We start from the raw sequence: 13,447 nt of genomic DNA, 5'->3' as shown, positions 1-13,447 counted from the left end.
AGGCCGGAGCGGCGTACCTGCCGCTGGACACGGAGTACCCGGCCGACCGGCTCGCCTACATGCTCCAGGACGCCACCCCCGAACTCATCCTGACCGCAGGCGAGTTGGTGTCCGTACTGCCGGACGTGGACATCCCCCGCGTGCTGCTGGACGCGCCCGGGACCGCCGAGGAACTCTCCCGGACGGTGGGGGAGCGGCGGACCGCTCCCCTCGCGCTCTCGCATGCGGCGTATGTCATTTACACGTCGGGTTCGACGGGTCGGCCGAAGGGTGTGGTGGTGCCACAGGGGCCGCTGGCCAATTTCGTGGTGGCGATGGCCGAGGGGTTCCAGCTCACCGGCGCGGACCGGTTGCTGGCCGTCACCACCGTCGGGTTCGACATCGCGGGCCTGGAGCTGTTCGTACCGCTGCTCAGCGGTGCGGCGGTGGTGGTGGCCGAGCGGGATGCGGTGCGGGATCCGGTGATGCTGTGCGCGCTCGTCACCCACGAGCGGATTTCGGCGATGCAGGCGACCCCCAGCCTGTGGCGGGCGGTGCTGGCCGAGGACCCGGCCGTGCTGACGGGGGTGCGGGTCCTCGTCGGTGGCGAGGCGCTGCCCGCCGATCTGGCGGTGGCCTTGGCCGAGCGGGCCGAGTCGGTGACCAACATGTACGGCCCCACCGAGACCACGATCTGGTCGACGGCCTGGCCGGTCACCCCGGACACCGCGCGGGCGCCCCGAATCGGGCGGCCGATCGCCAATACCCAGGTGTATGTGCTGGACGACGGGCTGCGGCCGGTCCCGGCCGGAGTGCCGGGCGAGCTGTACATCGCCGGCGAGGGCGTGGTCCGTGGCTATCACGGACGCTCGGGACTGACCGCTGAACGCTTCGTGGCCGATCCGTTCGACCGCACCGGCGGTGGCCGGATGTATCGCACGGGTGACCTGGTGCGCTGGACCGCCGTGGGTGAGCTGGAGTATCTGTCCCGGGTCGACGACCAGGTCAAGCTGCGTGGTTTCCGGATCGAGCTGGGTGAGATCGAGGCGGTGCTGGCCGGGCACGACGGCGTGGCGCAGGCCGCCGTTCTGGTCCGTGAGGACCGGCCCGGCGACAAGCGGCTCGTCGCCTATGTCATCCCCTCCGCGGCGGGCGGACCGGAGCCCCTGGCCCTGCGCGAGCACGTGGCCGCCCAACTGCCCGGCTACATGGTGCCGTCGGCGTTTGTGACGCTGGACGCCTTCCCGCTCACCGCGAACGGCAAGCTGAACCGCCGTGCGCTGCCCGCGCCCGACTACGGCCCCGAGACCGCCACCGGCCGGGCGCCGCGCTCGCCGCGCGAGGAGATCCTGTGCGGCCTGTTCGCCGAGGTCCTGGGCGTGGAATCGGTCACCGTCGACGACGACTTCTTCCACCTCGGCGGCCACTCGCTCCTGGCGACCAAGCTGGTCAGCCGGATCCGTACCGTCCTGGACACCGAACTGGCCGTACGCCGCGTCTTCGAGGCACCCACCGTGGCCGAGCTCGCCGCGGGGCTCGACGAGTCCGCCGCGGTACGAGGCCGGGTGGTGAGCGTCAAGCGGCCCGCCCGGGTGCCGCTGTCCCACGCGCAGCAACGCCTGTGGTTCCTCCAGCACCTGGAGGGGCCGAGCGACGCCTACAACATGGTCATCTCCCTCGACCTGACCGGCCCGCTGGACCAGGACGCGCTGCGTCAGGCCCTGGCCGACCTGGTCGTACGCCACGAGAGCCTGCGCACGGTCTTCGCCGACGACACGGGTGGTGGCGCCTATCAGGTGGTCCTCGCACCGGAACAGGCGCGGGTGCCGCTGGCCGTGGAGGAGGTGGCCGACGAGGCGTCCGTCGACCGGCTGCTGCGTGAGGCCGCCGCATACGCCTTCGACCTGTCCACCGAGATGCCGATCCGCGCCTCGCTGTTCCGGCTGCCCGCCGTCGCGGACTCCGACGGTGCGGAAACCGACCGTTCGGCCCTGCTCCTGCTGACGCATCACATCGCGAGCGACGCCTGGTCGCGCGGTGTCCTGGTGCGTGACCTGACGGCGGCGTACGCGGCCCGCGCGACGACCGGCCACGCCCCCGCCTGGGAGCCGCTGCCGGTGCAGTACGCGGACTACAGCCTCTGGCAGCGTGACCTCCTCGGCGACGAGTCCGACCCGGACAGCGAGATCTCGCGCCAGCTCGCCTACTGGACCCGCGCGCTGGAAGGACTCCCCGAGGAACTGGCCCTGCCCTTCGACCGGCCACGTCCCGCGGCCGCCTCCTACCGGGGCGACCGGGTCGGGTTCGAGCTGCCGCAGGGCCTGTACGAGCGGCTGGTACGGGTCGCCGGTGAGCATCGCGCGAGCCTCTACATGGTCCTGCAGGCGGCCCTGGCGACCCTCCTGACCCGGCTCGGCGCGGGCAGCGACATCCCCATCGGCACACCTGTCGCGGGCCGTACCGATGACGCGCTGGACGACCTCGTCGGGTTCTTCGTCAACGCGCTGGTGCTGCGCGCCGACACCTCCGGCAACCCCACCTTCACCGAGCTGGTCGAACGTGTCCGGGCGCGCGACCTGGAGGCGTACGCGCATCAGGACCTGCCCTTCGAGCGGCTGGTCGAGGTGGTCAACCCGGAGCGTTCACTGGCCCGGCACCCGCTCTTCCAGACCGTCCTCAACCTGAACAACGCCGCTCGGCCCCTCACCGCGCAGACGGGGCTCACCGTCACCGGGCGGCCGCTCGGGTCGCCCTCGGCCAAGTTCGACCTCTCCTTCGAGATCGCCGAGACGGCCGGGACCGCCGGGGCCGGGCTGGGCTGTGCGCTGGACTTCAGCACGGACCTGTTCGACCGGGCCACCGCACAGAGCATCGTCGACCGCTTCGTCCGGGTGCTGGAACAGGTGGCGGCCCACCCGGCCGCCCGGATCCAGGACCTCCAGATCCTCGACCCGGTCGAGCGGCGAGAGCTGACCGCACCGCCGCGGCACACCTCCGCCCCCGACGAGACGATCGTGTCCCGGTTCGAGCGGCAGGTGGCCGCCACTCCGGACGCGATCGCGGTGACCTACGAGACCACGTCCCTCAGCTACTCCGAGGTCAACGCGCGGGCGAACCGGCTGGCCCATCTGCTGCGCGAGCGGGGAGCGGGGCCGCGGCGGTATGTGGGCTTAAGCATGCCCCGCACCGAGGAACTGGTCGTCGCGGTCCTCGGCGTGCTGAAGTCGGGCGCGGCGTATGTGCCCATCGACCCGGCCTACCCGGCCGACCGCATCGCGTACATGGTCGACGACGCCCGGCCGATCCTCACCGTGACGCCCGATGTGCTCGCCGAATCCGAGCGGTACCAGGCCGGCGACCCGGAGGTGGCACTCTCGCCGCTGGACACCGCGTACGTCATCTACACCTCGGGATCCACGGGACGGCCCAAGGGTGTGGAGGTGCCGCACGGCAACGCGATACGCCTGATGGACGCGACCGGCCACTGGTTCGGCTTCGGCCCCGACGACGTATGGACGCTGTTCCACTCCTACGCCTTCGACTTCTCCGTCTGGGAGCTGTGGGGACCGCTGCTGCACGGCGGACGCCTGGTCGTCGTCTCCTACGAGACCAGCCGGACCCCGGAGCGGTTCCTGACACTGCTGGCGGATGAGCGGGTCACCGTGCTGAACCAGACCCCGTCGGCGTTCTACCAGCTCATGGCGGCCGACCGGGACGATCCCGAGACCGCCGCGCGGCTTCGGCTGCGCCATGTCGTCTTCGGCGGCGAGGCGCTGGAGCTGGGCCGGCTGGCCGACTGGTACGCCCGGCATCCCGATGACGCCCCGTCCCTGGTGAACATGTACGGCATCACGGAGACCACCGTGCACGTCACGCATGTCGCGCTCGACGAGGCGGTCGTCGCGGCCTCGTCCGGGTCGGTGATCGGCGAACCGATCCCGGATCTCGGCGTGTATGTGCTGGACGAGAGGCTCCGGCCGGTGCCCAGCGGCGTCGTCGGGGAGTTGTACGTCGTCGGTGCCGGTCTGGCCCGTGGCTATCTCGGCCGCCCCGGGCTGACCGCCGAACGCTTCGTGGCCAACCCGTTCGGCGAGGGCCGCATGTACCGCACCGGGGACACCGGGCGCCGGCTGGCCGACGGGCGCCTGGAGTACCACGGCCGCGTCGACGACCAGGTCAAGCTGCGCGGCTTCCGCATCGAGCTCGGCGAGATCGAGGCGGCGCTCGAAGCACACCCCGCGGTCTCCCAGGCCGCGGTGATCCTGCGCGAGGACCGGCCGGGCGACAAACGTCTGGTGGCCTATGCCGTGCCGACCGCCGGCGCCGGCCCGGCTCCCGGGCCCGACGCGCTGCGCGCCCACCTCGCCACCGCCCTGCCCGAGCACATGGTGCCCTCGGCCGTGGTCGTCCTGGAGGCGCTTCCGCTCACCCTGAACGGGAAGCTGGACCGGCGGGCCCTGCCCGCGCCCGTGTACGGCGGGACGCCGGAGGCCGACCGGCGGGGCCCGCGCACCGAGCGGGAGAAGACGCTGTGCGGGCTGTTCGCCGAGGTGCTGGGGCTGGACGGGGTCGGCATCGACGACGGGTTCTTCGACCTCGGCGGCGACAGCATCATGTCCATCCAGCTCGTCAGCCGCGCCCGCCGGGCCGGACTCGAACTCGCGGTGCGCGACGTCTTCGAACACCGCACGGTCGCCGCGCTCGCCGACATCGCCACGGAGACCGTCCGGGTGGCCGCGGAGGAGCCGGGAGTGGACGTCGGCGAGGTACCGCTGACCCCGATCATGCGCTGGTTCCTCGAACGGGGCGGCCCGGCCGACCAGTTCAACCAGTCGCGGCTCGTCCAGGTGCCCGCCGCCCTCCGCGACGAGCATCTGCGGTCCGCGGTGCGGTCGGTGCTCGACCACCACGGCGCCCTGCGGGCCCGGCTCACCGCCGCTCCCGAACGGCGGCTGGAGATCCGCGAACCGGGCGCGGTCGACGCCGCCTCCCTGGTCCACCGGGTGGCCGCCGCCGGGCTCGACGAGCAGGCCCAGCGGGACCTGGTGCGGCGGGAGACCGAAGCCGCCCGGGAGCGCCTTGACCTGGATGCGGGACGGCTCGTCCAGGTGGTCTGGTTCGACCGCGGCGCGGACACCCCGGGCCTGCTGCTCCTCCTCATCCACCACCTGGTGGTCGACGGGGTGTCCTGGCGCATCCTGGTACCCGACCTGGCGGAGGCGTACCGCGCGGTGAGCGCCGGGCGGGAGCCGGAACTCCAGCCCGTGGGCACCTCCCTGCGCCGCTGGGCGCAGCGCCTCACCGAGGCGGCGGCCCGGCCCGCGCGGGCGGCGGAGGCCGCCTGGTGGCAGGAGGTGCTGCGGCCCAGGGACCCGCTCCTGGGCAACCGGGCACTGGACCCGGCCCGGGACACGTACGGGAGCGCGGCGCATCTGACGGTCACCCTGCCGGTCGCGGTCACCGAGAAGCTGCTCACCCGGGTGCCGTCGGTGTTCACCGCCGAGGTCAACGACGTGCTGCTGACCGCGTTCGCGCTGGCCTGGGCGCGCTGGCGCGGCGGCCGGGACGCCTGGCGCCCGGGTGCGGCCGGGACCCTCCTCGACCTGGAGGGCCATGGGCGCGAGGAGGACGTCGTGGGCGCCGTGGACCTGTCCCGCACCGTGGGCTGGTTCACCAGCCTGTATCCCGTACGGATCGACCCCGGCGCGGTGGATCTCACCGACGCGTTCGCGGGCGGCCCGGCCGCGGGCGAGGCCGTCAAGCGGATCAAGGAGCAGCTGCGGGCCGTGCCCGACAAGGGCATCGGCTACGGCCTGGCCCGGCATCTGAACCCGGACACCGCACCGGGGTTCACCGGCCTGCCCGAGCCGCGGGTGGCGTTCAACTACCTCGGGCGCTTCCAGGTGGCGGACGCCGAGGAGGCGGGCAGCGCCACGGTCCCGGACTGGACCGTGCTCGCCAGCGCCGCCGGCATCGGCGGCACCGACCCGCGGGTGCCGCTCGCCCACCCCCTGGAGCTCAACGCCCGAACCGACGACGGGCCGCGTGGCCCCGAACTGGCCGCCACCTGGACCTGGGCCGAGGGCATCCTCGACCGGACCGAGGTCGGCACCTTGGCAGACCTGTGGTTCCAGGCCCTGACGGCCCTCACCGAGCACGCGGAGCGCCCCGACGCGGGCGGGCTCACCGTCTCGGACGTTTCCCTGAGCCTGCTGAGCCAGGACGAGATCGAGTTGCTGGAAGACGACTGGAGGACCATGTGATGGCGACGCAGTCCGGACTGCAGGACATCCTGCCGCTGGCCCCGCTGCAGGAAGGCTTGCTCTTCCACAGCGTGTACGACGAGGCGGCGCCGGACGTCTATGTCGTGCAGGACACCATGGACCTGGAGGGCGACCTCGACCCCGAGGCGCTGCGCGCCGCGTGCCGCACCCTGCTGCGGCGCCACGCCAATCTGCGCGCGGGCTTCCGCTACGCGGGCCTGCGGCGCCCCGTGCAGTTCATTCCGCACGAGGTCCCCCTGCCCTGGGAGGATCTAGATTTCGCCGAGCTGACGGAGGACGAGCGCACCGCGGCGGCGGACCGGGTGCTGGAGGCGGACCGGCGACGCCGGTTCGACCTCGACAAGCCGCCGCTGATGCGGTTCACCCTGCTGCGGCTCGGCGACCGCCGGCACCGCTTCGTCCTGACCAACCACCACATCCTGCTGGACGGCTGGTCACGCCCGATGCTGCTGCGCGAACTCCTCGCGCTGTACGCGGCCCGCGGCGACGACAGCGGGCTGCCACGGGTCCGGCCCTTCCGCGACTATCTGCACTGGCTCGCCGCCCAGGACCGGGACGCCGCCGTGGCCGCGTGGCGCGAGGCGCTCGCCGGAATCGACGGCCCCACCCTCGTCGCGCCCCGGAGCGGCGACCGGCCCGCCGTCGTCCCGGGACGCCTGGACACCGAGCTCGAACCCGCCGTGTATGAAGCGCTCTCCGCCCTGGCGCGGGAGCGTGCGCTGACCCTCAACTCGCTGGTGCAGGGCGCCTGGGCGGTCGTCCTCGGCGGGCTGACCCGGCGGGACGACGTGGTGTTCGGCGCCACCGTCTCCGGACGCCCGCCCGAGCTCGCCGGGGTCGAGACAATGGTGGGCCTGTTCATCAACACCCTGCCGGTGCGGGTACGGCTGCGGGCCGGCGAGCCGCTGGTGGACCTGGTGCGCCGGGTCCAGGACGAGCAGACCCGGCTCCAGGCCCACCAGCAGATCGACCTCGCCGAGGTGCGGCGGCTCGCCGGAGCCGGTGAACTCTTCGACACCACCATGGTGTTCGAGAACTACCCGGTGGACCTCACGGCCGGGAACGACAAGCCCGGCGGGACGAACGGCCTGACCGTCGCCGGCGCCCGCAACCGCGACGCCGCGCACTATCCGCTGGCGCTCGTCGCGGTCGGCCGTGGCGGCCTGCTGCGGCTGCGCCTGGACCACCAGCCCGACCTGATCCCCGAGACATCGGCCCGCGCCGTCCTGGACCGGGTGGTCCGTGTCCTGACCTCGGTCGCCACCGATCCGCTGCGGCCCGTCGGCCGGCTCGAGCTGCTCTCCGGGGAGGAACACCGCACCGTCCTCGAACTGGGCCACGGCGCGGACACCGACATCCGGGACCTCAGCCTGCCGGAGGCGTTCCGCGCCCAGGCCGCCCGCACCCCGCACGCCACCGCCGTGCGCACCGGCACCGACGCGCTCGACTACGCCGCGCTCGACACCCGCTCCGACGCGCTGGCACACCGCCTGACCCGGCTCGGAGTGGTGCCGGAAACCCCGGTGGCGCTGCTCATGGAGCGCTCGGCGGACGTCATCGTGTCCGCGCTGGGCATCCTCAAGGCGGGTGGCGCGTACGTCCCGCTGCGGCAGCGCGACCCTGCCGACCGGCTGCGTCTGCTCACCGGCCTGGCCGGTGTCCGTCTGGTGCTGACCGACCGGGCGAACGCCGACCGCGCCGCGGAACTGGGACCCCCCGTGGTCGTCGTGGACGACGGCACCGGGACGCGGCCCGATCCCGTACCCGGAGAGCCACTGCCACGTGTCCACCCCGGCCAGATCGCCTACATCAGCCACACCTCCGGCTCCACCGGAACACCCAAGGGCGTCGCCGCCACCCACCGCCATGTGCTCGAACTCGCCCATGACCGCTCATTCGCGAACGGCGCCCACACCCGGATCCTGGTCCACTCGCCGCACGCCTTCGACGCCTCCACCTACGAGATGTGGGTGCCGCTGCTGACCGGCGGCACCGCCGTCGTCGCCCCGCCCGGCGACCTGGACGCCGAGCGGCTCGGCAAGCTGCTCGCCGAGCACGAGATCACCGGGCTGTTCCTGACCACCGGTCTCTTCCAGCTCGTCGCCGACGAGGCCCCCGAACACTTCGCGGGCCTCCACGAGGTGTGGACCGGCGGCGAGGCGGTCCCCGCCGCGTCCATCCGCCGGGTGATGCGGGCCTGCCCCGACACCACCGTCATCGACGTGTACGGGCCCACCGAGACGACCACGTTCGCGGTGCGCCACCGGCTTCCCCGGGGACCGGAGGTCCCGGCCTCCGTCCCCATCGGCAGCCCCCTGGACAACACCCGGCTGATGGTCCTCGACACCGGGCTGCGCCCCGTGCCACCGGGCACGGCGGGCGAGCTGCACATCGCCGGGGCCGGGCTGGCCCGCGGCTACTGGCGGCGCCCCGGGATCACCGCGGAACGCTTCGTCGCCGACCCCTACGGCCCGCCGGGCACCCGCATGTACCGCACCGGCGACCTGGTGCGCTGGAATGCCGAAGGCGTCCTCGAATACGTCGGGCGCGCGGACGAGCAGGTGAAGCTGCGCGGCTTCCGCATCGAACTCGGTGAGATCGAGGCACTGCTGGGCAGCCACCCCGACGTCGCCCAGACCGTCGTCACCGTGCAGGAGCCCCGCCCCGGCGACAAGCGCCTGGTCGCCCACCTCGTCGCCGAGCGCGGCACCACCCCGTCCCCGGAGGACCTGCGGGCACACCTGGCCGCCGAACTCCCCGACTACATGGTGCCCGCCGGGTTCGTCGTCCTGGACGCGCTGCCGCTGACCGGCAACGGCAAGGTGGACCGCAAGGCCCTGCCGCTGCCCGACACCGGCCCGGCCACCGGGGCGCGCCGTGCCCCGCGCAGCCCCCAGGAGGAAATCCTGTGCGGCCTCTTCGCGGAGGTCCTCGGCCTGCCGTCGGTCGGCATCGACGACAACTTCTTCGACGCCGGGGGACACTCGCTGCTCGCCACCCGGCTCGCCGGGCGCATCCGTTCGGTGCTCGGTGCCGAGGTGGCGGTGCGCCGGCTGTTCGACACGCCCACCGTGGCCGGGCTCGCCCGCGCCCTCGACACCGCCGGATCGGCCCGGCCCGCGCTGCGGCCCGCCGAGCCGCGCCCCGACCGCGTCCCGGCCTCCTTCGCCCAGCGCCGGCTGTGGTTCCTGCACCGCTTCGAGGGCCCCTCGCCGACGTACAACATCCCCTTCGCCCTGAGGCTCACCGGCGAACTGGACCGCACGGCGCTGCGGGACGCGCTCGTGGACGTCGCCGAGCGCCACGAGTCGCTGCGCACGGTCTTCGCCGAGGACGCCGAGGGGCCGTACCAGGTCGTGCTGCCCGGCCCGGAGGCCCGGACCGCGCTGACCGTCGTCCCCGACGTGGCGCCGGACCGTCTGGAGCGGGAGATCGCCGCCGCCGTCGGGCACGCCTTCGACCTGTCCGGGGAACTCCCGCTGCGGGTCTGGCTGTTCGAGACCGGAGAGCGGGAACATGTGCTGCTGCTCCTGGTCCACCACATCGCGGGCGACGGCTGGTCGGTGCCGCTGCTCGCCCGCGACATCGTCGCCGCCTACGCCGCGCGACGCGTCGGCACCGCCCCCGCCTGGCAGCCGCTGCCCGTCCAGTACGCCGACTACAGCCTGTGGCAGCACGAGGTGCTCGGCTCGGAGGACGACGACGAGAGCCTGATCGCCCGGCAACTCGCCTACTGGAAGGGGGCCCTGGCCGGACTGCCGGACGAACTCACGCTGCCCGCCGACCGGCCGCGCCCCGCCACCTCCGGCCACCGCGGCGAACGCATCCCCTACCAGGTGCCCGGACCGCTCTACGAGCAGGTCCGCGCGCTGGCCCGGGCCACCAAGGCCAGCCCGTTCATGGTGGTCCAGGCCGCGGTCGCCGCACTGCTCACCCGGCTCGGGGCGGGCACCGACATCCCGCTGGGCACCCCGGTGGCCGGCCGCACCGACGACGCCCTCGAGGACCTCGTCGGCTTCTTCGTCAACACGCTGGTGCTGCGCACCGACACCTCGGGCAACCCCACCTTCCGTGAGCTGATCGCCCGCGTCCGCGACACGGACCTGGCGGCCTACGCCCATCAGGACCTGCCCTTCGAACGGCTGGTGGAGGCGCTCAACCCCAGGCGCTCGCAGTCCCGGCACCCGGTGTTCCAGACCATGCTCACCTTCAACAACACCGAGCAGCGGCAGTCGCCGTCGGACACGGCGGCCCCCGAGGACGGCGTGGGGGCGCCGGGCCTGACCGTCGAGCGCGTGGCCTCCGACACCGGTACGGCCAAATTCGACCTGCTGCTGTCCTTCGCCGAACGGCACGCCCCCGACGGCAGCGTGGACGGGCTGAGCGCGGGCCTCGAATTCAGCACCGACCTCTTCGAGCGCGACACGGGGGAGCGGATCGTCGCGCGCCTCCTGCGGCTGCTGACGGCCATGACCGCCAATCCCCAGGCGCGACTCGGCGAGGTGCCGCTCCTCGACGAGGGCGAGCGGGCCGCGGCGCTGAGCGGCGGCAGTGGTACGGCCCGCCCCGCGCGCGCCGCCTCGCTGTCCGAGCGGTTCGAGACGGCCGTCGCCCGCAATCCGCACGGCGTGGCCGTGGAGACCGCGGCCGGCGCGGTCGGCTATACGGAACTCAACGCGCGTGCCAACCGCCTCGCACGGCTGCTCATCGACCGCGGAGTGGGCCCCGAGGACCTGGTCGCGGTCGCCATGCCCCGGTCGGCCGAGCTGGTCACCGCCCTCATGGCGGTCCTCAAGGCCGGGGCCGGATATCTGCCCGTCGACCCCGAATACCCGGCGGCCCGCGTCGCGTTCATGCTCGAGGACGCCCGCCCCGCCCTCGTGCTGACCACCGCCGAACTGGCCGCGGCACTTCCGGAAGCTCTCGCCGGCCGCACGATCGCCACCGACGACCCGAAGGCAACGGAGACACTCGCCGGGTATCCCGCGGCCGACGTCACCGACGACGAGCGCGTGAGGTGCCTCCACCCCTCCCACCCGGCGTACACCATCTACACCTCGGGCTCCACCGGCCGCCCCAAGGGCGTGGTCATGCCCGCGGGCGCCCTCGCCAACCTGCTGGACTGGCACCAGGCACAGCTGCCGGGCGGACCGGGCACCCGGGTGGCGCAGTTCACCGCCGTCAGCTTCGACGTCTCCGTCCAGGAGATCCTCTCCGCCCTGCTGCACGGCAAGACCCTCCTGGTCTGCCCCGAGGACGCCCGCCGCGACCCGGCTCGCCTCGCCCGGTGGCTGCGCGACGCGGGCGTGAAGGAGCTGTACGCGCCCAACCTGGTCATCGACGCGGTGTGCGAGGCCGCCACCGCCCAGGGTCTGGAGCTGCCGGACCTCACCGACCTGGTCCAGGCCGGGGAGGCGCTGACCCCGCACGGCGCCATCCGCACGTTCTGCGCCGACCGCCCGGGCGTGCGGCTGCACAACCACTACGGGCCCGCCGAGACCCACGTGGTGACGGCCTGCCCGCTCCCGGCCGACACCGACGCGTGGACGCCCGGCCCCGCCCCCATCGGGCGGCCCGTCGACAACACCGCCGTGCGGCTGCTCGACCCCTGGCTCAACCCCGTGCCGCCGGGCGTCCCCGGCGAGCTCTACATCACCGGCGCCGCCCTGGCCCGCGGCTACATCGCCCGCCCCGACCGCACCGCGGAGCGGTTCGTCGCCGATCCCTACGGCCCGCCCGGCGCCCGGATGTACCGCACCGGCGACCTGGCCCGCCTCACCCGCGACGGGCAGCTGACGTACTTGGGGCGCACCGACACCCAGGTCAAGATCCGCGGGTTCCGCATCGAACCGGGTGAGATCGAGGCGGTGCTCACCACCGCCCCTCAGGTGGCGCGGGCGGCCGTGGTCGTGCGGGAGGACCGGCCGGGGGACCGGCGCCTCGTCGCCTACGTGGTCGCGGCGCACGGCGCCGACTCCGGACCGCGCCGGGTGCGCGAGCACGCCGCACGGCACCTGCCCGACCATATGGTGCCCGCCGCGTTCGTCACCCTGGACGCGCTGCCGCTGACGCCCAACGGCAAGCTGGACCGGGCCGCGCTGCCGGCGCCCGAGTACCGGGGCGATACGGCGTCGGGCGTGCCGAGGACGCCCGAGGAGCGCGCGCTGTGCGCCCTGTTCTCCGAGATCCTGGGTGTGGCGGAGGTCGGAGCCGACGACGAGTTCTTCGACCTCGGCGGCCACTCCTTCCTCGCCGCCCGGCTGGTCGGCCGGATCCGCGACGAGATGGGCGGCGACCTGCCGGTGCGCGCGGTCTTCGACGCCCCGTCACCGGCGGCGCTCGCCCGACTGCTGACGGGCGAGGCGGCTGTGGAGGGCGACTCGACCGGGATGCTGCTGCCCCTGCGCGCCCGCGGTTCGGCCGCCCCGCTGTTCTTCCTGCACCCGGGAGGCGGCTTCAGCTGGTGCTACTCGGGACTCGTCCGCCATCTCGGCGCCGATGTGCCGGTCTATGGCGTCCAGGCCCGCGGCCTCGACGGCACCGGACCGCTCCCGGCGTCCATGGAGGAGATGGTCGAGGACTATTTCGAGCGGATCCGCTCCGTGCAGCCGCACGGCCCCTACCGGCTCGCCGGCTGGTCCTTCGGCGGACTGACCGCGCAGGCGCTGGCCGTCCGGATACGCGCGGCGGGCGAGGAGGTCGGGATGCTCGCGGTGCTCGACTCCTACCCGCCGGGGGAGCACAGCGACCACTCGGAGCCGGTGGAGCACGAAGTCGTCGCCAACAACCTGCAGGCCATGGGGTTCACCGTCGACATGGCCGAGCTCGTAGCAGACCAGGAGGGAGTTCTGCTGCGCTTCCGGGAATTCCTGCAAGGGGGAAATCACCCCATGGCCCACCTCGACCACCTCGAGGACCAGGACGTGCTGGCACTCAAGGACGTCTACGTGAACAATGTCCGGATCATGCGGTCCTATGTGCCCCAGTTCTTCGACGGGGACATGCTTTTCATCTCCGCGGAGCGCAAACCCGCCGGCCGGGAAACCTTCTTGGATGTCAACTTGTGGCAACCACTGACAGGCGGTTCGATCGAGATATGCCCCATAGACTCGAACCACGGAGATCTGATGACCGACGCCCGTCACGCGGCGCGTATCGGACGATTTCTCGCCGACCGGCTGTGA

Annotated in this window: 2 protein-coding genes (1 of these 2 only partly in view); both read left to right on the top strand. The window is 73.2% G+C overall.

Going from position 1 to position 13,447, the window contains the following annotated elements; all coding sequences use genetic code 11:
- Nucleotides 1-6,242, top strand: partial view of a non-ribosomal peptide synthase/polyketide synthase gene (locus tag J8403_RS02335; protein ID WP_211121595.1) — the end only. It extends 14,218 nt beyond the left edge of the window; the window shows 6,242 of its 20,460 coding nt (coding positions 14,219-20,460); the start codon falls outside the window, past its left edge; the stop codon is at nt 6,240-6,242.
- Nucleotides 6,242-13,447 carry an amino acid adenylation domain-containing protein gene (locus J8403_RS02330; protein WP_211121594.1) on the top strand — a complete coding sequence of 2,402 codons (7,206 nt, stop codon included), beginning with the start codon at nt 6,242-6,244 and terminating at the stop codon, nt 13,445-13,447. Before J8403_RS02335 ends, J8403_RS02330 begins: the two co-directional genes overlap by 1 nt.

Source organism: Streptomyces yatensis, from assembly GCF_018069625.1.
GTDB classification, from domain to species: domain Bacteria; phylum Actinomycetota; class Actinomycetes; order Streptomycetales; family Streptomycetaceae; genus Streptomyces; species Streptomyces yatensis.
The sequence above is the reverse complement of the archived record's forward strand: the minus strand, read 5'-3'. Positions and strand labels throughout refer to the sequence as shown.